Annotated in this window: 23 protein-coding genes; 18 read left to right on the top strand and 5 right to left on the bottom strand. The window is 67.3% G+C overall.

The window, feature by feature from the left end:
• Nucleotides 1-104: 104 nt before the first annotated feature.
• Entirely contained in the window at nucleotides 105-2,138 is a 2,034-nt protein-coding gene (locus HH110_RS02290; RefSeq protein WP_176988133.1) for a M3 family metallopeptidase, read from the top strand.
• Between the two features lie 91 nt (nucleotides 2,139-2,229).
• Here HH110_RS02290 and HH110_RS02295 read toward each other — a convergent pair whose 3' ends face one another.
• The gene (locus tag HH110_RS02295; protein ID WP_176988134.1) at nucleotides 2,230-3,030 is read right to left on the bottom strand and encodes an SDR family oxidoreductase; all 801 of its coding nucleotides are present in this window, start codon (nucleotides 3,028-3,030) and stop codon (nucleotides 2,230-2,232) included.
• Nucleotides 3,021-3,599, bottom strand: a complete 579-nt coding sequence (locus HH110_RS02300) for a DUF1415 domain-containing protein (RefSeq protein ID WP_176988135.1) — start codon at nucleotides 3,597-3,599, stop codon at nucleotides 3,021-3,023. Before HH110_RS02300 ends, HH110_RS02295 begins: the two co-directional genes overlap by 10 nt.
• 212 nt (nucleotides 3,600-3,811) lie before the next feature.
• On the opposite strand from HH110_RS02300, the gene HH110_RS02305 reads away from it, so the two are divergent.
• The 3 genes from HH110_RS02305 to HH110_RS02315 all read left to right on the top strand — a co-directional run bounded on the left by HH110_RS02305 (nucleotide 3,812) and on the right by HH110_RS02315 (nucleotide 7,606).
• On the top strand, nucleotides 3,812-5,275 hold the full coding sequence (locus tag HH110_RS02305) for a benzaldehyde dehydrogenase (protein ID WP_176988136.1): 1,464 nt from the start codon (nucleotides 3,812-3,814) through the stop codon (nucleotides 5,273-5,275).
• Between the two features lie 14 nt (nucleotides 5,276-5,289).
• Nucleotides 5,290-6,417 (top strand): NAD(P)-dependent alcohol dehydrogenase, encoded by a 1,128-nt coding sequence (locus tag HH110_RS02310; RefSeq protein WP_176988137.1) that lies wholly within the window; start codon nucleotides 5,290-5,292, stop codon nucleotides 6,415-6,417.
• 88 nt (nucleotides 6,418-6,505) lie between these two features.
• Complete coding sequence (locus HH110_RS02315) at nucleotides 6,506-7,606, top strand: helix-turn-helix domain-containing protein (protein WP_176988138.1); 1,101 nt, start codon at nucleotides 6,506-6,508, stop codon at nucleotides 7,604-7,606.
• Between the two features lie 80 nt (nucleotides 7,607-7,686).
• Here HH110_RS02315 and HH110_RS02320 read toward each other — a convergent pair whose 3' ends face one another.
• Nucleotides 7,687-8,169, bottom strand: coding sequence for a YajQ family cyclic di-GMP-binding protein (locus HH110_RS02320; RefSeq protein ID WP_176988139.1), 483 nt, complete (start codon nucleotides 8,167-8,169; stop codon nucleotides 7,687-7,689).
• 78 nt (nucleotides 8,170-8,247) lie between these two features.
• Here HH110_RS02320 and HH110_RS02325 point away from each other — a divergent pair, with 78 nt between their 5' ends.
• From HH110_RS02325 to HH110_RS02345, 5 genes are all read left to right on the top strand, one after another.
• Complete coding sequence (locus tag HH110_RS02325; RefSeq protein WP_176988140.1) at nucleotides 8,248-9,144, top strand: DMT family transporter; 897 nt, start codon at nucleotides 8,248-8,250, stop codon at nucleotides 9,142-9,144.
• 142 nt (nucleotides 9,145-9,286) lie between these two features.
• Nucleotides 9,287-10,294, top strand: a complete 1,008-nt coding sequence (locus tag HH110_RS02330) for an ATP-binding cassette domain-containing protein (RefSeq protein WP_176988141.1) — start codon at nucleotides 9,287-9,289, stop codon at nucleotides 10,292-10,294.
• On the top strand, nucleotides 10,291-10,980 hold the full coding sequence (locus HH110_RS02335) for a methionine ABC transporter permease (RefSeq protein ID WP_176988142.1): 690 nt from the start codon (nucleotides 10,291-10,293) through the stop codon (nucleotides 10,978-10,980). Before HH110_RS02330 ends, HH110_RS02335 begins: the two co-directional genes overlap by 4 nt.
• Nucleotides 10,981-11,166: 186 nt before the next feature.
• Nucleotides 11,167-11,445, top strand: coding sequence for a type II toxin-antitoxin system RelE/ParE family toxin (locus HH110_RS02340; protein ID WP_176988143.1), 279 nt, complete (start codon nucleotides 11,167-11,169; stop codon nucleotides 11,443-11,445).
• 10 nt (nucleotides 11,446-11,455) lie between these two features.
• Nucleotides 11,456-11,758 carry a HigA family addiction module antitoxin gene (locus HH110_RS02345; RefSeq protein ID WP_137190416.1) on the top strand — a complete coding sequence of 101 codons (303 nt, stop codon included), beginning with the start codon at nucleotides 11,456-11,458 and terminating at the stop codon, nucleotides 11,756-11,758.
• 9 nt (nucleotides 11,759-11,767) lie between these two features.
• Here HH110_RS02345 and HH110_RS02350 read toward each other — a convergent pair whose 3' ends face one another.
• Complete coding sequence (locus HH110_RS02350; protein ID WP_176988144.1) at nucleotides 11,768-12,379, bottom strand: lipocalin family protein; 612 nt, start codon at nucleotides 12,377-12,379, stop codon at nucleotides 11,768-11,770.
• 203 nt (nucleotides 12,380-12,582) lie between these two features.
• Between HH110_RS02350 and HH110_RS02355 the strand changes: the two genes are divergently transcribed.
• Together HH110_RS02355 and HH110_RS02360 are read left to right on the top strand one after the other, a co-directional pair.
• Nucleotides 12,583-12,909: a hypothetical protein gene (locus HH110_RS02355; RefSeq protein ID WP_241696400.1), complete on the top strand. Its 327-nt coding sequence runs from the start codon at nucleotides 12,583-12,585 to the stop codon at nucleotides 12,907-12,909.
• Nucleotides 12,910-12,943: 34 nt separating this feature from the next.
• On the top strand, nucleotides 12,944-15,040 hold the full coding sequence (locus HH110_RS02360) for a prolyl oligopeptidase family protein (protein ID WP_176988146.1): 2,097 nt from the start codon (nucleotides 12,944-12,946) through the stop codon (nucleotides 15,038-15,040).
• 84 nt (nucleotides 15,041-15,124) lie between these two features.
• Here the strand turns inward: HH110_RS02360 and HH110_RS02365 are convergent, their stop codons facing one another.
• Entirely contained in the window at nucleotides 15,125-16,321 is a 1,197-nt protein-coding gene (locus HH110_RS02365; RefSeq protein WP_176988147.1) for a pyridoxal phosphate-dependent aminotransferase, read from the bottom strand.
• Between the two features lie 111 nt (nucleotides 16,322-16,432).
• Between HH110_RS02365 and HH110_RS02370 the strand changes: the two genes are divergently transcribed.
• The 7 genes from HH110_RS02370 (at nucleotide 16,433) to hslV (ending at nucleotide 22,495) form a co-directional block, all read left to right on the top strand.
• Nucleotides 16,433-18,550 carry a prolyl oligopeptidase family serine peptidase gene (locus HH110_RS02370; RefSeq protein WP_176988148.1) on the top strand — a complete coding sequence of 706 codons (2,118 nt, stop codon included), beginning with the start codon at nucleotides 16,433-16,435 and terminating at the stop codon, nucleotides 18,548-18,550.
• Between the two features lie 102 nt (nucleotides 18,551-18,652).
• A complete protein-coding gene (locus HH110_RS02375; protein WP_176988149.1) occupies nucleotides 18,653-19,090 on the top strand; it encodes a YbaN family protein in 438 nt (145 codons plus the stop codon).
• A gap of 82 nt (nucleotides 19,091-19,172) precedes the next feature.
• Complete coding sequence (locus HH110_RS02380) at nucleotides 19,173-19,418, top strand: lipoprotein (RefSeq protein ID WP_176988150.1); 246 nt, start codon at nucleotides 19,173-19,175, stop codon at nucleotides 19,416-19,418.
• A complete protein-coding gene (gene dapF / locus HH110_RS02385; protein WP_176988151.1) occupies nucleotides 19,411-20,265 on the top strand; it encodes a diaminopimelate epimerase in 855 nt (284 codons plus the stop codon). The genes HH110_RS02380 and dapF overlap by 8 nt, the downstream gene beginning before the upstream one ends.
• Nucleotides 20,262-20,939, top strand: coding sequence for a DUF484 family protein (locus HH110_RS02390; protein ID WP_176988152.1), 678 nt, complete (start codon nucleotides 20,262-20,264; stop codon nucleotides 20,937-20,939). Before dapF ends, HH110_RS02390 begins: the two co-directional genes overlap by 4 nt.
• Before the next feature lie 22 nt (nucleotides 20,940-20,961).
• Complete coding sequence (gene xerC, locus HH110_RS02395; protein WP_176988153.1) at nucleotides 20,962-21,852, top strand: tyrosine recombinase XerC; 891 nt, start codon at nucleotides 20,962-20,964, stop codon at nucleotides 21,850-21,852.
• 91 nt (nucleotides 21,853-21,943) lie between these two features.
• On the top strand, nucleotides 21,944-22,495 hold the full coding sequence (gene hslV / locus HH110_RS02400; RefSeq protein ID WP_019183676.1) for an ATP-dependent protease subunit HslV: 552 nt from the start codon (nucleotides 21,944-21,946) through the stop codon (nucleotides 22,493-22,495).
• The last annotated feature ends 11 nt before the right edge of the window (nucleotides 22,496-22,506 follow it).

Genomic DNA, 22,506 nt, shown 5'->3' on the forward strand with positions numbered 1-22,506 from the left:
CTGGCGTGAACCTGGCCTATCGGCGCACGCCGGGGCCTTGTGCGGGGTGGGGGGCAATGCCATATCGTGGGGTGATGCCGCTGCGGCGGCCCCGTTGTCTGGAGATGCCTGTGACCCCCACCAACCCCCTGCTCGATTTTTCCGGCCTGCCGCGCTTCGATGCGATCCGGCCCGAGCACATCGCCCCGGCGATCGACGCGCTGCTCGCCGAGGCCGAGGCGGCGGTGAAGACCGCCGAGACCGTCACCCCGGTGACCTGGGCGAGCTTTGCCGACCCGCTCGACGATGCCACCGAGCGCCTGTGGCGCGCGTGGGGCCAGGTCGGCCACCTGCAGGCCGTGGTGAATACCCCGGCGCTGCGCGAGGCCTACAACGCCAACCTGCCCAAGGTGACCCGCTTCGGCAGCGCGCTGGGCCAGAATCTGGCGCTCTACCAGCAGTACCGGGCCCTGGCCGCCGCGCCGGAAGCGGCGCAGTACGATCCGGCACGCCGCAAGGTGCTGGAGAACGCGCTGCGCGATTTCCGCCTGGGCGGTGCTGAACTCGATGACGCCGGGAAGGCACGCTACAGCGCGATCCGCGAGGAACTGTCCGCGCTGTCGGCGACGTTCTCGCAGAATGTGCTGGACGCCACCGATGCCTGGTCGCTGCACGTGGAAGACCCGGCCGAGCTGGCCGGCCTGCCGGACGACGTGATCGCCGCCGCGCGTGCTGCCGCGGAGAAGGACGATCTGCCTGGCTGGAAGCTGACCCTGCAGATGCCGTGCTACCTGCCGGTGCAGACGTATGCCGAGCATCGCCCGCTGCGTGAAGCGCTGTACCGCGCCAACGCGATCCGTGCCTCCGAGTTCGGCGATGCCGCGCTGGACAACAGCGGCAACATCGATCGCGTGCTGGCGCTGCGTGCGGAGCTGGCCACGCTGCTGGGCTTCGCCAACTACGCCGAGTATTCGATCGCGACCAAGATGGCCGAGGATGCACCGCAGGTGCTGGGTTTCCTGCGCGATCTGGCCGCGCGTGCCAAGCCGTACGCACAGCGCGACCGCGCCGAGCTGGACGCGTTTGCCCGCGACGAACTGGGCATGCCCGCGCTGGAGGCCTGGGATCTGGCATTCGCCGCGGAGAAACTGAAGCAGGCGCGTTACAGCTATTCCGAGCAGGAGGTGAAGCAGTACCTCACCGAGCCGAAGGTGCTGGACGGCCTCTTCAGCGTGATCCGCAGTCTGTATGGCCTGGAGGTCCAGCCGGACACCGCGCCGGTCTGGCACCCGGATGTGCGCTTCTTCCGCCTGGTCGACGCACAGGGTGCGCTGGTCGGCCAGTTCTATCTGGATCTGTACGCACGCGAAGGCAAGCGCGGCGGCGCGTGGATGGACGATTGCCGCAACCGCCGCGATACCGCCGCCGGTGTGCAGACGCCGCTGGTGTACCTGGTCTGCAATTTCGGCAAGGGCGCCGCGGGACAACCGGCGACCTTCAGCCACAGCGATGTGACCACGCTGTTCCATGAGATGGGCCATGGCCTGCACCAGTTGCTGACCCGCATCGGCGAACTCGGCGTGGCCGGCATCAATGGCGTGGAGTGGGATGCGGTGGAGCTGCCGAGCCAGTTCATGGAGAACTTCTGCTGGGAATGGGAGCGCGTGCAGGCGATGACCGCCCACGTGGGCACCGGCGAGCCGCTGCCTCGCGCGCTGTTCGACCGCATGCTGGCCGCGCGCAATTTCCAGAGCGGCATGTTCACCGTGCGTCAGCTGGAATTCGCCCTGTTCGACATGCAGCTGCACAGCGATTTCGATCCGACCCAGGACAGCGTGCAGGCGTTGCTGGAACGCGTGCGCGATGAAGTGGCGGTCAACCGCCCACCCGCCTGGAATCGCTTCCCCAATCAGTTCAGCCACATTTTTGCCGGTGGCTATGCGGCCGGCTATTACAGCTACAAATGGGCCGAAGTGCTCAGCGCCGATGCCTATGCCGCGTTCGAGGAAGCCCCGGACAAGGTGACCGAAACCGGCCAGCGCTTCCGCGATGAAGTGCTGGCGCGTGGCGGTAGCCGTAGTGCGGCGGAAAACTTCGCTGCGTTCCGCGGTCGCGCGCCGACCGTGGATGCGCTGCTGCGCCATAACGGGATGGCGTAATAGAGGGAGCGTGGTTCCATGCAATACGGGGAGCCGGCCAGCGGCCGGCACTACGTTGCGTGGAGATTACGTGCCTGGAGTGGCATGTGACTCACTCCGCGTAGATCATCTTCCGGGTCATGCCGCCGTCGACGATGTGGTCCTGGCCGGTGATGAAGCCGGCCAGATCCGAGAGCAGGAAGACGGCCAGCGCGCCGATGTCCGGCGGCTGGCCGACACGGCCGACCGGATGCTGCGCATGATCGCGGGGCGAGAGCTTGGGCGTGCGCCGGCGTGACGGTGCCTGCCAGGCATCGGTGGTGATCCAGCCGGGGCTGATGCTGTTGACCCGTACCGCCGGCCCTTCGCTCAACGCGAGCGCATGGGTGAAGGCGACCAGCCCGCCCTTGGCGGCGGCATAGGCTTCACTGTCCGGTTCGGACTGCCACGCGCGCGTCGAGGCGATGTTGATGATCGCGCCCGTATGTTCGCGCAGGGCCGGCAGCGCATGCTTGCTGCACAGGAAGGCACCCTGCAGGCTGGAGAGGCGGCGTTGCCACTCAGCCACCGGCATGTCCGCCAACGGCGTGCCATGTGCGCTGGCGATGCCGGCATTGTTGACCAGACCGTCGATGCGGCCAAAGCGCTTGAGCGTGGCCTTCATCAACGCCTGCACGCTGCGCTCGCTGGCCACGTCCGCGCGCTGGAACGCCGCGCGTTCGGGCAGCGCCCATTCCTTCAGGCAGGCCTTGCCGGCATCGGCATCCAGATCGGCGATCATCACGCTGCCGCCGGCGCCGAGCACGGACTGCGCGATGCCGCGGCCGACGCCCTGCGCACCGCCGGTGATCACCACCACGCGGTCGCGCAGCGGCTGTGCCGGCCAGTCGAGGATCGGCGGCGTCAGTGACACGGCGGCATGTCGTTGCGGCCCAGCAGGCGCGTCCAGCCTTCGATGCCGAGTTTGTCCAGCGTTTCGATGTTGCGCTCCACGATCACGTCCGGATCCGGGAACGCGGCGACCGCACGCTCGACGCTGTCTTCGCGCAGCAGGTGCAGGGTCGGGTAGGGCGCGCGGTTGGTGTAGTTGCTCACGTCATCCGGCGCCGCGCCGGCGAACTGGTACTGCGGATGGAAGCTGGCCACCTGCAGGATGCCCTGCAGATCCAGTGCTTCGATCGCCGCATCGGCGTTGTCGAGGAAATCGTTGTAGTCCAGGAAATCGGTCAGCACGTCCGGGTGCACGATCAGCGTGGTGTCGATCTGCTCGGCCGGGGTATCGCGCAGCAGGATCAGCTCTTCGGCCAGTTCTTCGACCAGTGCCTCGGGGGTGGTGGCATCGCTGAGCACGAACCGCACCTGCTCCTTCACGTACACCGCTTTGGCGAACGGGCACAGGTTCAGGCCGATGACGATCTGCTCCAGCCATTTCCGGGTCTCGGCGATCGGGTCGTGGGTGGCGGTGAGGGACGCATCGTTCATGGCGGGCGGTGTCGCTGGCTGGGCTGTTGATTGTACGGCGCGGCGTGTGGGTGCCGGTGTACGCACGCTTCCACTGTCCATTAACTGGACACTCGTCATGCTGATAAATCCTTATCCGGCAAGCACTTGCAGCATGCCAGCCACTGGCCAATAGGCAGTGGCCCGCCGCAGGTATCCAATGGCCGGGTACACGACGCAAGGAGTTATCAGCGATGGCAACACATGCATTCCTGCCGACGGCCACCTGGTCCGGCAAGCTCTTCGATGGCCAGTGGACCTCGGGTGCAGGCACCCAGGACGTGGTCGAACCGGCCACCGGCGAACGCCTGGGCGAGATCGCGATGGCCGACCCGGCGCAGATCGCGCGCGCCGCCGCCACCGCCGCCAAGGCGCAGCGCGACTGGGCCAGCGCCCCGTATGACACCCGCGCGCAGATCCTTCGCCGCGCCGCGCAGCTGGCCGAAGAACACAACGATGAGATCGTGCAGTGGCTGGTCCGCGAAAGTGGCTCGACCCAGCTCAAGGCGGGCTTCGAGGCCAAGGTGAATACCAAGGCGCTGCATGAAGCGGCGGCACTGCCCTCGCGCAGCATCGGCGAAGTGCTGCCGTCCGAACCGGGCCGGTTGAACCTGGCGCGTCGCCGCCCGCTCGGCGTGGTCGGGGTGATCGCGCCCTTCAACTTCCCGCTGTACCTGGCCATGCGTGCGGTCGCCCCGGCGCTGGCGCTGGGCAACGCGGTGGTGCTCAAGCCGGATCCGCGTACCGCCGTGTGCGGTGGCTTCGTGATCGCGCGCCTGTTCGAACTGGCCGGGTTGCCGGCCGGCCTGCTGCACGTGCTGCCCGGTGATGGCGCGGCCGGTGCGGCGCTGACCAGCGACCCGAACATCGCGATGATCCAGTTCACCGGCTCCACCGGCGCCGGGCGCAAGGTCGGCGAAGCGGCCGGCAAGCACCTCAAGAAAGTGTCGCTGGAACTGGGCGGCAAGAACTCGCTGATCGTGCTCGATGACGCGGACATGGATCTGGCCATCGCCAACACGGCGTGGGGTGTCTACCTGCACCAGGGCCAGATCTGCATGGCGACCGGCCGAGTATTGGTCCAGCGCAGCATCCATGCCCGCTTCCTGGAGAAGCTGGTGGCCAAGGCGAAGTCGCTCAAGGTCGGCAATCCGGCCGATGGCGAGGTGGCGATCGGGCCGCTGATCAACGCCCAGCAGCGCGACCACGCCGCGCGCATCATCGCCGAGGCGCAGGCCGCCGGTGCCACGCTCGCGACCGGGGGTGGCTACAAGGATCTGTTCTTCGAGCCGACCGTGCTCAGCGATGTGAGCCGCGACAACCCGGCCTTCCACGAAGAAATTTTCGCGCCGGTCGCGGTGGTGGTGCCGTTCGATACCGATGATGAGGCGGTCGAGCTGGCCAATGACAGCGAGTACGGCCTGTCGATGGCGATCGTGTCCAGCAATGTCGGCCGCGCACTGAAGCTCGGCGAACGACTGCGCACCGGCCTGCTGCACATCAACGACCAGACCGTGAACGATGAGGTGATCAATCCGTTCGGTGGCGTCGGCGCATCGGGCAACGGCACCAGCATCGGTGGCCCGTCCAACATCGACGAGTTCACCCAGTGGCAGTGGATGACCGTCAAGGGCGAAGCGCCCGCGTATCCGATCTGAACCAGGAGACCCTCATGACCGCAACAGCAGAACTGCGCGACATCACCGTGGCCGTGGTGCGCGAAAAAGAACAGCCCTTCACGATCGAGAAGGCGCGCATCCGTGGCCCGCAGGACGATGAAGTCCTGGTCCGCGTGGTCGCCACCGGCCTGTGCCATACCGACCTGATCGTGCGTGACCAGTACTACCCCGTGCCGCTGCCGGCGGTGCTCGGCCACGAAGGCGCGGGTATCGTGGAAGCGCTCGGCCCGGGCGTGAAAGACCTGAAGGTGGGCGACCACGTCGTGCTGACCTACGGCGCCTGCGGCCACTGCAATCCGTGCAGCGGCGGACACGGCGCGTACTGCAAGGACTTCTTCGGGCTCAACTTCGGTGGCGGTGCGCTGGACGGCTCCACCGCGATCCAGGACCCGGACGGCAACCCGCTGCACGATCACTTCTTCGCGCAGTCCTCGTTCGCCACCTACGCACTGAGCCGCGAGAACAACGCGATCAAAGTGCCCGACGATGCGCCGATCGAACTGCTCGGCCCACTCGGTTGCGGCATCCAGACCGGCGCCGGTGCGGTGATCAATTCGCTCAAGGTGACCGCCGGCAGCAGCTTCGCCAGCTTCGGTGCGGGCGCGGTCGGCCTGAGTGCGGTGATGGCCGCGCGCGTGGCCGGTGCGACCACCATCATCGCCATCGACGTGGTGCCTTCGCGCCTGGAACTGGCCACGGAACTGGGGGCCACGCATGTGATCAACAGCCGCGAGGTCGATGTGGTCGACGCGGTGCGCGGGATCACCGGCGGCGGCGCCAACTTCGCACTGGAATCCACGGGGCGTCCGGAGGTGTTGGCACAGGGCATCGAAGCGCTTGGCGGGCTGGGTGTGATCGGCGTGGTCGGCGCCCCGAAGCTGGGGACCAAGGCCGAGTTCGACGTCAACAACCTGCTGCTCGGCGGACGCAGCATCCGCGGCATCGTGGAAGGCGACAGCGTGCCCAAGGTATTCATCCCGCAGCTGGTGCAGCTGTACCAGCAGGGCCGCTTCCCGTTCGACAAGCTGGTGAAGTTCTACCCGCTGGACCAGATCAACCAGGCCGCCGAGGACAGCACCCGCGGTGTCACCCTCAAGCCGATCCTGACCATCGGCGGGTGAAACGGTCCGTCGCGGGCATGCGTGCCTGCGACGACGTATCAGTCAGCTTTGCAGGAGTAGGCTGTCGGTCCGAGGTGGAGATCGACCGATGGCCGCGATGGTTCTGGAACAGCAGCAGGTACTGGCCGCCGCCCGTCAGCGCTTCGCCGAGGGCGGCGCGCTGATGGACAGCGTGGTCAGCCCGCCGGTACTGCGCTCCTGGGAGCGCTCGCGCCAGGCCGGCGTGCAGCCGCGGCAGGAGCCGTATTACGCGCCCCTTGCCCCGGCGGCCACGCGCCTGGATGACCCTGGCGACCGCCGCCTCGCACGCTGCGTGCGCGAGGACATGGACCATCTGTGGGCCGCCTTCGGGGGTCGCCAGTGGACCCTGTTCTGCGTCAACGCCGAAGGCCTGGTCATCGCCCAGCGCGAGCACGGCCTGGCCGACGTGCCGGTACTGCGCCCGATCCAGGTCGGGCGCCGCCTGCGCGAGATCGACATCGGCACCACAGCACCGGCCTGCAGCCTGGCCGAAGACGCGCCCGCCCTGGTGCGTGGCAATGAACACTATCTCGACCGCTTCGCCACCGTGTTCTGCCTGAGCGTGCCGCTGCACGGCCTGGACGGCGAGGTACTGGGCGCACTGGACATCACCGGTACCGGCGAACGCGACGCAGAGCTGCTGCACGGCTACTTCCGGCAAGCGGCCCTGTCGGCCGAGAACCGCCTCATGCAGGATCATCGCCCCTGCCATCTGCTGGCCGTCCAGCACGACGCGCGCTGGCTGCACTCACCGCTGCAGGGCCTGTTGGCCATCGAAGAAGACGGACACGTGCGCGCCGCCAACCGTGTGGCCCGGCGCCTGTTCGGACTGCCGCGTCGCGGCCCCTTGCCCGTCCTCACCCTGGACGGCCTCTTCGCCGGCGCCAGCGCCCACCAGCGCCGCCGCCTGCTGCAGGCCGGCCCCGCCCATCGCGTCCGCCTGGACGACGACACCGCCGTGCACGTGCAGTACCTGCGTGGACCGCTCGCACCGCATGCGAGCCTGAAGATCGACGCGGCCGGCGCCAATGCAGTAAATGCATCGCTGCGCACGCACACCACGCAGCACGTGCGCGACGCCGTGGCCGCCCATCAAGGCAATATCAGCGCCGCCGCACGTCAGCTCGGGATCTCACGCACGACGCTGTACAAACTGCTGCGCGCGTAGCGACCAACGCCTGGCCCTACCCGACGCAGCGCACCAGCAATGAATCACCAGCGCTTTGCACTACAACCGTTCCGCCAAAATCAATCGCGGAAATTGTCGAACTGCAGCGGAACCTCGAACGTCTCCTTCCTCAGCAGCGCCATCGCATCCTGCAGATCATCGCGCTTCTTGCCCGTCACCCGCAGCTTGTCGCCATTGATCTGGCTGTCCACCTTCAACTTGGCCTCCTTGATCTTCGCCGCGATCTTCTTGGCCACCTTCTGCTCGATGCCCTGCTTGACCGTGATCTTCTGCCGCGCACCCGCCAGATTGGTCTCGATATCGCCGAACTCCAGGCAGGCCGCATCGATCTTCCGCGCGATCAGCCGCTGGCGCAGGATGTCCGTCATCTGCTGCAGCTGGAAATCGCTCGGCGCGGACTGGCTGATCACGCTGTCTTCCAGCACGAACTTCGCGTCCACCCCCTTGAAATCGAAGCGCGTGGACAGCTCGCGGTTGGCCTGGTCGACCGCGTTGGTCAACTCGTGGATGTCGACTTCGGAAACAACGTCAAAAGAGGGCATGGGCAAACTCCAACGGGTGAATGCCCCCATTCTACCAAGCCACCATGGACGGGCCGGCCAAGCCGGCGATAATGGGCCATGAACACGCAGAAATCCCCCACCCGCGCTGTCGCCTGGATGCTGATCGCTGTCGCCTGCTTCTCGCTGATGGATGCCGGCATGAAGCAGCTGTCGGCCAGCTATCCCACCCTGCAGGTCACCTTCCTGCGCGGCGCGGCCTCGCTGCCGTTCGTGCTGGTCTGGGTCCTGGCCACCGCGGGCCCGCGCTCGCTGGTGCCCAAACGCTGGGTCCTGCACCTGCTGCGCGGCGTGCTCGGCATGGTGATGATCGGCTGCTTCGTCTACGCCCTGCGCAGCCTGCCGCTCTCCACCGCCTACACCATCTACTTCGTCGCCCCGCTGCTGATCGCCGCGCTCTCCGTGCCCCTGCTCGGCGAGCACGTCGGCCCACGCCGCTGGATCGCCATCGGGATCGGCCTGATCGGCGTACTGGTCGTGCTGCGCCCGGGCGTTGGCGGCATCATCTCCTTCCCTGGCCTGATGGTGCTGCTCGCCGCCACCGCCTACGCCCTGGCCGCGATCACGGTCAGCATGCTGACCCGGACCGACACCCCGCAGTCGATGGTGGTGTGGTTCCTGGTGATCATGGCGGTCGGCGCCGGCCTGCTCGCGATCCCGGACTGGCAGCCGCTGCAGCTGGGCCACGCGGCGCTGATCGCCGGCATGGGCCTGGCCGGGGCAGGAGGCCAGGTCGCCCTGACCCGCGCCTTCCAGCTGGGCGAAGCGTCGATGATCGCGCCGCTGGAGTACACCGGCCTGGTCTGGGTGATCGGCTGGGACCTGCTGTTCTGGGGCGTCCTGCCCGACCAGGTGACCTGGCTGGGCGCGGCGATCATCGTCGCCTCGGGCCTGTACCTGCTGCACCGCGAGCGGATCCGCCGGGTCCAGCCGCCCCGGCCGCTGGACCATCCCTGAGCCCGGCCGATGACCCGGGCGGGCCGGATCACGTTCCCTTAGAACCAAACGGAATATCATTCCGCGCAACCGCACGGGCCAGGGCCGCCCCGCGCTGGTAGGCTGCACGCCCCCTCCCGTCGATGCCCCGGTTGACCGCGAAGTGATCGAGTTCCAGCGCCTGCACAAATCCTATGCCGTCGGCGGCCGCGCGATTGCCGCGCTGCAGCCGCTCGACCTGACCATCGAGGCCGGCGAAGTCTTCGGCATCATCGGCCATTCCGGCGCGGGCAAGTCGACCCTGATCCGGCTGATCAACCGGCTGGAGGAACCGACCGGCGGCCGCCTGCTGATCAACGGCGAGGATGTCACCGCGCTCGATGCCGAGGGCCTGCGCGTGCTGCGCCGGAAGATCGGCATGATATTCCAGCACTTCAACCTGCTGTCCTCGCGCACCGTCGCGGCCAACGTCGCTTTCCCGCTGGAGCTGGCCGGTACGCCGCGCGCGGAGATCGATGCGCGCGTCGACGAACTGCTGCATACCGTCGGCCTGGAAGCGCACGCCAACAAGTACCCGGCGCAGCTGTCCGGTGGCCAGAAGCAGCGCGTCGGCATCGCCCGCGCCCTGGCCACCCGCCCGCAGATCCTGCTGTGCGATGAGGCCACCAGCGCGCTGGACCCGCAGACCACCGCCTCGGTGCTCAAGCTGCTCGGCAGGATCAACCGCGAGCTGGGCCTGACCATCGTCCTGATCACCCACGAGATGGATGTGATCCGGCGTGTCTGCGACCGCGTCGCCGTGCTCGATGCCGGCCACCTGGTCGAAACCGGCCCGGTCACCGAGGTGTTCCTGCACCCGCAGCACCCGACCACCCGCCGCTTCGTCAACGAGTCCGAACAGGTCGACGAGGGCGAGCTGCACAAGGATTTCGAGGCCGTGGCCGGGCGTATCGTGCGCCTGACCTTCCTCGGCGCGGACACCTACGAACCGCTGCTGGGGCGCATCGCGCGCGAGACCGGCGTGGACTACAACATTCTGTCCGGCCGTATCGACCGGATCAAGGACACTCCGTATGGCCAGCTGACCGTGTCGCTGGTCGGAGGCGACGTACAGGCCGCGCAGGCGGGCTTCGTCGCCGCCGGTGTCCACCTTGAGGAGCTGCGCCGATGATCCTGGCCACCGCAGGCGGGTTCTTCCGCCATCTCGACGCCGAAAAGTGGGCCGATATCGGCCAGGCCACGTTGGACACCCTGCTGATGCTCGGCGGTTCGCTGCCGCTGACGCTGCTCATCGGCCTGCCGCTGGGCGTGCTGCTGTTCCTGACCGGCTCGCCGCAGCTGCACCGCAAGCCGGTGCTGTACGGCTCGCTCGCAGTGCTGGTGAACCTGCTGCGCTCGGTGCCCTTCATCATCCTGATGATCGTGCTGATCCCGCTGACGCTGTGGATGATGGGCACCTCGCTGGGCGTACGCGGCGCGATCGTGCCGCTGGTGATCGGCGCCGCGCCGTTCTACGCCCGCCTGGTCGAGACCGCGCTGCGTGAAGTGGACCGTGGCGTGATCGAAGCGACCCAGGCGATGGGCGCCACCACCTGGCAGCTGGTCACCCGCGTGCTGCTGCCCGAAGCGCGGCCGGGCCTGATCGCCGGCGCCACCGTCACCGTGATCGCCCTGATCGGCTTCACCGCCATGGGCGGTGCGATCGGCTCGGGGGGGCTGGGCGATCTGGCCTTCCGCGATGGCTATCAGCGTTCGCACACCGACGTGGCCCTGGTCACCGTGGTGCTGCTGCTGGTGCTGGTGCAGATCCTGCAGATGATCGGCGACCGCCTGGTGGAACACTACAGCCGGAAGTAATCGGGCGTACCGACCGTGGGTCGGTACGCCTCCCTCTGCGGCGGTGGGTCAGTCCCGGGTCACGCCGCCTTCTGGAATGCCAAGGCAGCAGCACGCGTAGATTCGATTGATCCAGTGTTTGCCCAGCGCATCATTGCGTGACAGGCATCTGTGTTACATTCCGTTTCGCGTAATACGCTGTGCGGAATGATTCAGTCCTTCCGATGCCGCCACACGTACGCGCTGTTTGCGGGACGATGCCCTCGACAATTCCGCGCGTTCCAGTTGCTGGCCGAGCGCAAGCTGCAGATGCTGGATGCTGCACAGACCCTGCAGTTCCTGCGCAGCCCGCCCGGAAATCGGCTCGAAGCGCTTTGCGGCAACCGACGCGGGCAGCACAGCATCCGCATAAACGCGCAGTGGCGACTGTGTTTTGTCTGGACCGACAACGGTCCGCGTGATGTCGAGATCGTCGATTACCACTGAGGTGCCACCCATGAGCCGCCCCACCAACAACCTCAGGGCCGTCCATCCGGGCGAAATCCTGCGCGAGGAGTTTCTGCTGCCGTTGCAGCTGAGCATCACTGCGCTGGCACGGGCGTTGGATGTGCCACCTACGCGATTGCATGCCATCGTGCATGAAACCCGCGGGGTCACGGCAGATACCGCAGTGCGCCTGGCGCGTCATTTCGGCGGGGACGCCGCGTCGTGGCTGGCCCTCCAGGCCGAGTACGATCTGAAGACGCTGCCGACCCGTCAGGAAATCGAGCGCAGGGTGCAGCCGCGCGAGGCGGCCTGACCGCCGCTCTTAGCGGACGTTCGGCACTTCAAAGCCCAGCCGGTCCACCTGTTCGGGGTGTTGCGGCACGCGCTTGAGCTTGTCGGTGTTGACCCCGTAATCGTCACGCAGGCGGGTGGCGAGTTCCTTGTAGAGCTCTTTGTCCATGTCCGGCTGGCGCGCGAAGATCCAGGCCATCTCGCGGCCCGGGTAGCCCAGCATCGCCCACGAATAATCCGGCGCGACTTCCAGCACGCGGGTGTGGGTCGGCACGATCTTGTAGAACCAGGTGCGCCAGTTGTGGTTGCCACTCTTCTCGTCCACCGAGGCGCGGACGGTGAGCTCCTGCTGCGGCTCGGAGAATCCATCGCGGTAGCGGTATCTGATCGACACCTTCTGGTCGCCGCGCAACTGGAACTCGTTGACGCTGGCGACGTGGCCGCGTTCGATCGGGTTCGGCACGCGGCCGATCACATACCAGGTGCCCATGAAGCGCTGCAGGTCGATCGGCGCACCGGCGCTGTCGACCGCGACCGGCGTCGGCGCGGGTTCCGGTTTGGTCTCATGGCGGAACGCACAGGCTGACAGCAACGCCAGCGAGGAGACCAACAGGACAGCGCGAAGCGGGCGGTTCGAAGACATGCGGCGGAAGGCTCCAGTGGCTGGCAGGGGCATGGTGGGTGGGACGGCGGAGAACGTCAATGGCGGCGCAGCGGTTGGGTGACCGATTCATGCAATCACGAAGGCGGGCGTCCTTCCTGCCACGCCCCGGACAAGGTCGCAGCCCTTGAGATGGCAGCGCGGCAAGGTGACGCATCACTTTCGCACGGAGCTGTGTCATGACCCTGTCGTCTTCCCCGCGTTCGTCCGACCGTCCCGATCCCCGTGTGCTGCGTTGCGTCAGGCAGGGGGCGCTGGCCGGGCTGGCCCTGGTCCTGGTGTGGCCGGCCGCACGGGGCCACAGCGAGTGGATCGGCTGGCTGCCGCTCTGGCTGGCCGGCATGCCGTTGATGGCCTGGTGGAGCCTGCATCGCTTCCGGCTGCCGCTGGCCGGCCTGCTCGCCCGGAGCGCCCGCCGTCGCCGGGGGCCGCAGGCGCGACGTCGCAGCCGCCCGCTGGCGCGTCCGGCCCGGCCTGACCTTCGACACGTGAGCCGCGGCCAGCCGGTGTGATAGCGTCCCAAGGCTATGACTGCCTGGAGCTGCAATGTCACGATTCGCTTCCGCCTGCCTGATGGCAGGTCTGATCTCCGCCGGTGCGGCGGGAACCGCCATGGCTGCTGACGCCCCGGCGGACAAGTACGCCTGGCTTGAAGACGTCACCGGCGACAAGCCGCTGGCGTGGGTCAAGGAACAGAACGCCAAGTCCGAAGGCCGCCTGGCCACGACCCCGGCGTTCAAGCAGATGGAGACCAGCATCCGCGAGGTGCTCGACTCCGACGCCAAGATTCCCGGCGTGCAGAAGATCGGCGACTATTACTACAACTTCTGGAAGGACAAGCAGCACGAGCGCGGCCTGTGGCGCCGCACCACGCTGGCCGAGTACCGCAAGGCCTCGCCGCAGTGGGAAACCGTGCTGGATCTGGATGCGCTGAACAAGGCCGAAGGCGAGAACTGGGTCTGGCACGGCGCGGACTGCCTGCGTCCGGACTATTCGCGCTGCCTGATCGCGCTGTCGCGCGGCGGCGCCGATGCCGACGTCACCCGCGAGTTCGACCTGGCCAACAAGACCTGGATCAAGGACGGCTTCTTCCGCCCGGAATCCAAGGGTGGCCTGAACTGGATCGACCGCGACACCGTATTCGTCTACACCGATTTCGGCACCGGCACGATGACCACCTCCGGTTATCCGCGCGTGGCCAAGCTGTGGAAGCGCGGCACCCCGATGGCCTCGGCCTCGGTGGTCTACGAAGGCAAGCCCGATGACATGTACATCGCGGCCATGCACGACGATACCCCCGGCTACGAGCGCAACCTGGTCAGCCGCACGCTGGCCTTCTACAACAACGAGCTCTACCTGCGCGCCGACGACGGCACGCTGACCAGGATCGATGCGCCGAACTCGGCGGAGAAGGGCCTGCGCAAGCAGTGGCTGACCCTGGAACTGCGCGAACCGTGGACCGTGGGCGGCAAGACCTACGCCGCCGGCTCGCTGCTGGCCACCAAGCTGGACGACTATCTCGCCGGCAAGCGTGACTTCGACGTGCTGTTCGCCCCGACCGACACCACCTCGCTGGCGGGCACCAGCTGGACCCGGAACCACCTGGTCCTGAACGTGCTGGACGACGTCAAGAGCCGCCTGAGCGTGCTGACCCCGGGCGACAGCGGCTGGAAGACGAGTGCCTTCACCGGCGCGCCGTCGTTCGGCACCGTGGCCGTCAGTGCGGTCGATGCCGATGACAGCGATGCGGTGTGGATGACCGTCACCGACTACCTGACCCCGACCACCCTGGCCATTGCCGAGATCGGCAAGCAGCCTGAAGTGCTCAAGACCATGCCGACGTTCTTCAACGCCGACGGCAAGGTGATCGAGCAGCACTTCGCCACCAGCAAGGATGGCACCCGCGTGCCGTACTTCGTGGTGCACGGCAAGGACATGAAGCTGGACGGCTCCAATCCGACCCTGCTGTACGGTTACGGCGGCTTCGAAATCTCGCTGACCCCGTCCTACTCCGGTGGCATGGGCCGCGCGTGGCTGGAAAAGGGCGGCGTTTACGTGGTGGCCAACATCCGCGGCGGTGGCGAGTATGGCCCGCGCTGGCACCAGGCGGCGCTGAAGCAGAACCGGCACAAGGCCTATGAAGACATGGCCGCGGTCGCCCGTGACCTGGTCAGCCGCAAGATCACCTCGGCCAAGCACCTGGGCGTGCAGGGCGGCAGCAACGGTGGCCTGCTCACCGGCAACATGCTGACCCAGTACCCGGAGCTGTTCGGTGCGGTCGTGGTGCAGGTCCCGCTGCTGGACATGAAGCGCTACAGCCACCTGCTGGCCGGCGCCTCGTGGATGGCCGAATACGGCAATCCGGACACGGCCGACTGGGACTTCATCAAGACCTTCTCGCCGTACCACCTCTTCGACGCCAGCAAGACCTACCCGCCGGTGCTGTTCACCACCTCCACGCGCGATGACCGCGTGCATCCGGCGCATGCGCGCAAGATGGCCGCGAAGATGATCGACGCCGGCAAGGACGTGACCTACTACGAGAACATCGAAGGCGGTCATGGCGGCGCGGCGAACAACGCCCAGGCCGCGCACATGCAGGCGCTGGCCTACAGCTTCCTGTGGGAGCAGCTGAGCAAGTAACGACGCCTCCGGGTGGTGGGGCGTCGAGTTGGCCTCACCCCATTTATGCGCCGCGCAGCAATGCGCGGCGTTTTTTTTGGCGGATCAACGCGCCCACGTTTCCAGCCCATGGGCGATCCGCCGCACGGCCTCTTCCAGCCGCGGAACTTCCTGCGTGTACGCCAGGCGCACATGCTCGTTCGCACGGTGGTGCCCGAAGTCCAGGCCCGGCGTGAACGCCACATGCTCGGTCTCCAGGAAATGCGCGCAGAACGCCTGCGCATCATCGGTGAACGCACTCACGTCGGCGTACAGATAGAACGCGCCTTCCGGTTCCACTTCGATGCGGAAGCCGAGCGCGCGCAGCGCCGGCAGCAGGTAATCGCGGCGCTCGCGGAACGCCGCACGACGCTGCTCGAAGATCGCGATCGATTCCGGCTCGAAACAGGCCAGCGCCGCATGCTGGGCGATGCTCGAGGCGCTGATGTACAGATTCTGCGCCAGCTTCTCCAGCTCCCGCACCGCCTGCGGTGGCGCGACCAGCCAACCCAGGCGCCAGCCGGTCATCCCGTAGTACTTCGAGAAGCTGTTGAGCACGAAGGCTTCGTCATCCACCTGCAGCACGCTGGCCGCGTCCATGCCATAGGTAAGGCCGTGGTAGATCTCATCCACCACCAGGTGCCCGCCGCGCGCCTTCAACGACTGCGATAGCGCTGCCAACTGCGCCGCGGAGAGCACGGTGCCGGTCGGGTTGGCCGGGGAGGCGACCAGCGCACCGACACTGTCGGCGTTCCACTGCCGTGCCACCAGGTCCGGCGTCAGCTGGTAGGCCGTCTCCGGGCCGACCGGCACCAGCTGCGCGGCGCCTTCCACCAGCCGCAGGAAGTGCCGGTTGCACGGATAGCCCGGATCGGCCAGCAACCAATGCTTGCCCGGGTCCACCAGCAGGCTGCTGGCCAGCAACAATGCACCTGAGCCGCCGGGGGTCACCAGGATGCGCTCCGGATCGATCTGCACCTGGTAGCGATCCCGGTAGAACCCGGCGATCGCCTCGCGCAGCGCGGGCAGGCCGCGGGCCGCCGTGTAGCGCGTATGGCCGGCCGCCAGCGCTGCCTGGCCGGCGCGTACGATCGGCGCGGCGGTGGTGAAGTCCGGCTCGCCGATCTCCAGATGGATCACGTCGTGGCCGGCCTGCTCCAGCGCCTGCGCGCGGGCCAGCAGCGACATCACGTGGAAGGGTTCGATTTCCTGGCTGCGGCGGCTGTAGCCGGTGCCGGTGGGGGGCGTGCGGGAAGTGTCCATGGCCTGATGATAGGCGCAGTGACCAACGACAGGCTTGCTGCTGGCCCACCCGCCGGCACAGACTGCAGGAACACGGACGCCATTGCATTCCCCCGCCAGGAGCCCTATCTCGTGAAACCCGCCCTTTGTTTACTGGTTGCCAGCCTCATGACCTCCAACGTGCACGCCGCCCCCGCGCTGACCCCGCCTGACGCCGAGAAGCACCCGCACACGGTGAAGGCTCCCTTTGGCGCGACCCGCAGCGATGATTACTACTGGCTGCGCGACGACAAGCGCGAAAACGCGAAGATGCTGGCCTACCTGAACGCGGAAAACGCCTACACCGATCAGGTCGTGGCCCCGCTGAAGCCGCTGGAAGACACCCTGTACAAGGAGATCGTCGCCCGCATCAAGCAGGACGACGCCAGCGTGCCCTCGCGTGACCGCGGCTACTGGTATTACACCCGCTTCGAAACCGGCAAGGACTACCCGATCCAGGCGCGCCGCAAGGGCAGCATGGAGGCGCCGGAGGAAATCCTGCTCGACATCAACACGATGGCCGAAGGCAAGGGCTACTTCAACGTGGGCGATGCCGATGTCAGCCAGGACAACCACCTGCTGGCCTGGGCCGAGGACGATGTAGGCCGCCGCCAGTACGTGATCCGCTTCAAGGACCTGCGCACCGGCGAAGTGCTGCCGGACCGCATCGAGAACGTCTCGCCCAACGTGGTCTGGGCCGACGACAACCGCACCCTGTTCTATGTCGAGAACGATCCGGAAACGCTGCTCACCGTGCGCGTCAAGAAGCACGTACTGGGCACCCCGGCCAGCAGCGACACGCTCGTTTACGAAGAGAAGGACGACAGCTTCTACATGGGCGTCGGCCGCACCCGCGATGACCGCTTCCTGACCATCGAGCTGCACAGCACGGTCAGCTCGGAAACGCGCTACGCCCCGGCCGCCGATCCGCAGGCGTTCACGGTGCTCGCCCCGCGTGCGCGCGACGTCGAATACGATGCCGACCACTTCAATGGCCGCTGGGTGATCCGCACCAACGATGCGGACGCGAAGAACTTCAAGCTCGTCACCGCGCCCAGCGAAGCCACCGCGCGCAGCCAATGGAAGGACTGGGTCGCGCACGATGACGCCGTGCTGATCGAGGGCTTCGAACTGTTCGACGGCTTCACCGCGATCGCCGAGCGCTCCAACGGCCTGGAGCGCGTACGCCTGCTGTTCCCGGACGGTCGCCAGGACTACGTCAAGGCAGACGAGCCGGCCTACTCGATGGGGCTGGCCGCCAACAGCGAGCACGACACCCCGTGGTTGCGTTACGCCTACACCTCGCTGACCACGCCGACCACCACCTACGAGCTCAACACCGTTACCGGTGAACGCCGCCAGCTGAAGCAGCAGCCGGTGATTGGTTACGACCCGTCGAAGTACACGACCGAACGCGTGTGGGTCACCGCCCGCGATGGCGTCAAGGTGCCGGTGTCGCTGGTCTACCGCAACGGCTTCAAGAAGGACGGCACCGGCGCGCTGTACCAGTACGCCTACGGCAGTTACGGCATGTCGATGGACCCGGGCTTCAACCAGACCGTGGTCAGCCTGCTGGATCGCGGCGTGGTGTATGCCATCGCCCACATCCGCGGCGGCCAGGAAATGGGCCGTGCGTGGTATGAGGACGGCAAGCTGCTCAAGAAGCAGAACACGTTCAACGATTTCGTCGATGTCACCCGTGAGCTGGTCCGCCAGGGCTATGCCGCCAAGGATCGTGTCGCCGCCTCCGGTGGCAGCGCCGGCGGCCTGCTGATGGGCGCGGTCGCCAACCAGGCCCCGCAGGACTATCGCGTGATGGTCGCCCAGGTGCCGTTCGTCGATGTGGTCACCACCATGCTCGACGCCAGCATCCCGTTGACCACCAACGAGTACGACGAGTGGGGCAATCCGGAGCAGCGCGAGTACTACGACTACATGCTCAAGTACTCGCCGTACGACAACGTCAGCAAGCAGGCGTATCCGGCCCTGTTCGTCGGCACCGGCCTGTGGGATTCGCAGGTCCAGTACTGGGAGCCGGCCAAGTGGGTGGCCAAGCTGCGCGATGACAACACCGGGCACTTCCCGATCGTGTTCCGCACCAACATGGAGGCCGGCCACGGCGGCAAGTCCGGTCGCTTCCAGCGTTACCACGAGCTGGCGGAGTCGTACGCGTTCGTGCTCGACCAGCTCGGCGTCACCCAGACCCCGTAACGCCGGCTGCTGCTGCACGCTGTACGCCGACGACCCCGTGTCGTCGGCTGCCGCAGGCGGGTGCCCATCGCGGCGGCCCGGCCGGGTCGCTATGCTGGGGGCATGTCCCGGCCCGAACACCCCGTGGTTTCCGAAGCGCCGGCTGAGCGGGGACGGGTGCGTTTCCGCTGGGCGTGGTGGCTGCTGGCCTATGTCAGCCTGGGCACCGGCATCGTCGGCATCTTCGTGCCGGGCCTGCCCACCACGGTGTTCATCCTGATCTCGGCCTGGGCCGCCTCGCGCGGTTCCGAGCGCCTGCACAACCGCCTGCTGGCGCACCCACAGTTCGGTCCGGCGATCCGCAACTGGCAGGCGCATGGCGCGGTCAGCCGCCGCGGCAAATGGATGGCGAGCCTGACCATGGCCGTGTGTGCGGGCATCATGCTGTGGTGCGTGCCGGTCGCCTGGGTGAAATGGCTCTCCATCGGCAGCATGGCCTGCGTGGCGCTGTGGCTGTGGACCCGGCCGCTGCCGCCTGGGGATGCACACCGGCCCCGGTAGTGCCTCCACGGGTGTGATTTCCGCGCTGCCCGTTCATCCAGCCAGCACCCAAGCGCTCAAACACCGCGGCTATACTCGGAGGATGAAGACATCCCCCCGTACCCTCATCTCCCTGACGCTGGCCGCCTCGGCGCTGCTGGTGCTGTCGGCCTGTGGCAACAAGGGCCCGCTGGTCCTGCCGCAGAAGCCGGTCCCGGTCGAAGAACAGCTGGTCGAACCGGCTGCCGACGATGCCACGCCGCCGGCCGCCGATGCCGATACCGATTCCCCGGTGGTTCCCGATCCCGTCGACGCCCCGGCGCTGAAGGCCAATGACGGGAATGAGTAAGTCGAACACCTCCGCAGCGCTGCGCTTTACCAAGATGCATGGGGCCGGCAATGATTTCGTGGTGTTGGACCTGCGCGATGGCAGTGCGCCGCCGGATGCTGCGCTGGCCGCGCGCCTGGCTGATCGCCACACCGGCGTGGGCTGCGACCAGATCCTGACCATCGAGCCGCCCAAGGCGGAAGGCTCGGTCGCCTCGTATCGGATCTGGAATGCCGATGGCAGCAGTTCCGAGCAGTGTGGCAACGGCGCGCGCTGCGTGGCGGCCTGGCTGGTGCGTGATGGCGCAGCGACCGGCAGCACCTTCGCGATCGACAGCCCGGTCACCACGCATGCGGTCGAACGCCTGGGTGACGACCAGTACGCGGTGGCCATGGGCGTGCCGCGTTTCGAGCCGGAGAACGTGCCGCTGATCGGCTTCGCCCGCGCCCGCGAGGAATACCTGTTGCCGTTGCAGGGCGACACGGTGCGCTTCGGCGCGGTGTCGATGGGCAACCCGCACGCCGTGATCGAAGTGGGCCTGGTCGATGCCGCCCCGGTCGAGCGCCTGGGCCCGTTGCTGCAGCAGCACGCCTCGTTCCCGAAATCGGTCAACGTCGGCTTCGTGCAGGTACTTGGCCCGCAGCACGCGCGCCTGCGCGTGTACGAGCGCGGTGCCGGCGAAACCCTGGCCTGCGGCAGTGGCGCCTGCGCCGCGGCCGTGGTGATGATGCAGCGCGGTCGCCTGCAGCGTGATGCCACGATGTCGCTGCCCGGCGGCGACCTGCGCATCCGCTGGCCGGCCGATGATGCACAGATCGTGATGTCCGGACCCGCAGCCTTCGTCTTTGATGGGGAGTGGAACGCATGAGCGAGACCGCCGAGAAAATCGGATCGCATGAAGTAGCCGCCTGGCTGCGTCGGCATCCGACCTTCCTTAAGCAGTTCCCGGACCTGGCCTTGACCCTGGTGGTGCCGCGCGATGACGGCCCCACCGCGTCGCTGGCCAGCTACCAGCTGGAAGTGCTGCGCGACAAGAACCGTGAGCTGTCGCGGCGGCTGGCCGATCTGGCCACCAACGCGCAGATCAACGAGCGCTTGGCCGTGCGCACGCACCAGCTGACCCTGGCATTGATGAAACAGGACTCGGCGGCGGACACCCTGCGGGCGATGGCCGCCTCGCTGGAAGAGGATTTCGCCGGTGATCTGGTCCGGCTGATCGTGCTGCATCCGATCGCCGGGCTGGAACAGGCGCCGTGGCTGCAGGTGATCGAGGAGAGCAGCCCGTTGCTGGGCGTGTTCCGCGATTGCCTGAAAGACGGCGAACCGATCTGCGGCCGCCTGCAGCCGGAAAAGAACACCGTGCTGTATGCCGGGCGCGCCGAAGAGGTGCAGTCCAGTGCGTTGCTGCCGCTGCCGGGTGTCGGCCTGATCGCGGTCGGCAGCCATGACGGCAATCGGTTCTACCCCGGCATGGGCACGCTGTTCCTGCGCATGATGGGCGAGTCGCTGGTCGTTGCCCTGCAGCGTTTCCCGTCGCCCTGATCGCCCGTCGAGCGGAGTCGTCGTGAGCACCGCGCAGGACTTCCTGTCGCATCTGCAGGTGGAGCGCCGCATGTCGGCGCACACGCTGGATGCCTATCGCCGTGACCTGGACGCCCTCGCGGCGTGGTCGGACGGGCAGGGGGCCGTCATCGACACGCTGGACAGCGCGCAGCTGCGCCAGTTCATCGCCGCCGAACACCGCCGTGGGTTGTCGCCCACCTCGCTGCAGCGTCGGCTTTCGGCGTGCCGCAGTTTCTATGCGTGGCTGCTCAAGCACCACCGCATCGCCGCCAATCCGGCCACGGGCCTGAAAGCGCCCAAGGCACCGCGCAAACTGCCGCAGGTGCTCGATGCCGATGAAGCCGTGCAGCTGGTCGAACTGCCGACCGACGCACCGCTCGGCCTGCGTGACCGCGCGCTGCTGGAACTGTTCTATTCCTCCGGACTGCGCCTGAGCGAGCTGTGCGCGCTGATCTGGCGCGACCTGGATTTCGATACCGGCCTGGTCAACGTGCTGGGCAAAGGCAACCGCGAACGCCGCGTGCCGTTCGGCTCGCACGCGCGCACCGCCCTGCAGGGCTGGCGGGCCGAAAGCGGCGGCGCGGCGACCGCACCGGTATTCCCCGGGCGCAAGGGAGGCCCCATCACCCAGCGCGCCGTGCAGATCCGCATACGCCAACTGGCCCAGCGCCAGGGCCTGTTCAAGCACGTGCACCCGCACATGCTGCGGCACAGTTTCGCCAGCCACATCCTGGAATCCTCCGGTGACCTGCGCGGCGTGCAGGAGCTGCTCGGCCATGCCGATATCGCCACCACGCAGATCTACACCCATCTGGACTTCCAGCACCTGGCCAAGGTCTACGATGCCGCGCACCCGCGTGCCAAGCGCCGCAAGAGCGGCAACGAAAGCTGAATCGATCCGCTGCGGCATCCGGGCGCAGGGCGGGGCGGGTTGAAGCGTCGGGCAGAGACCCCACCTCAGTCTTTGTCACCCCGGAGGCTCCATGGACCCCAGTCAGAACCCCAACGTATTTCATGCCACCACCATCATCTCGGTGCGGCGCAATGGACATGTCGCCGTCGCCGGCGATGGCCAGGTCACGCTCGGCCACACGGTGATGAAGGGCAACGCCCGCAAGGTGCGCCGTCTGGGTCGCGAGGGCCAGGTGCTGGCCGGTTTCGCCGGTGCCGCCGCCGATGCCTTCACCCTGTTCGAGCTGTTCGAGGCCAAGCTGGAAAAGCACGGCCAGCTGCAGCGCGCCGCGGTGGAGCTGGCCAAGGACTGGCGCACCGAGCGCCGCCTGGGCAAGCTCGAGGCACTGCTCGCCGTCGCCGACAAGGACACCTCGCTGATCATCAGCGGCACCGGTGATGTGATCGAGCCGGAAGACGGCATCATCGCGATCGGTTCCGGCGGCTCCTATGCCCTGTCGGCCGCCCGCGCGCTGATGGCGCACACCGAGCTGGACGCCCGCACGATCGCCACCGAGTCGATCAACATCGCCGGCGACATCTGCATCTACACCAATCGCAACGTGGTGGTCGAGGAGCTGTAAGCGTAGTGCCG

The organism is Stenotrophomonas sp. SAM-B, from assembly GCF_013387485.1.
Taxonomy (GTDB): domain Bacteria; phylum Pseudomonadota; class Gammaproteobacteria; order Xanthomonadales; family Xanthomonadaceae; genus Stenotrophomonas; species Stenotrophomonas maltophilia_AA.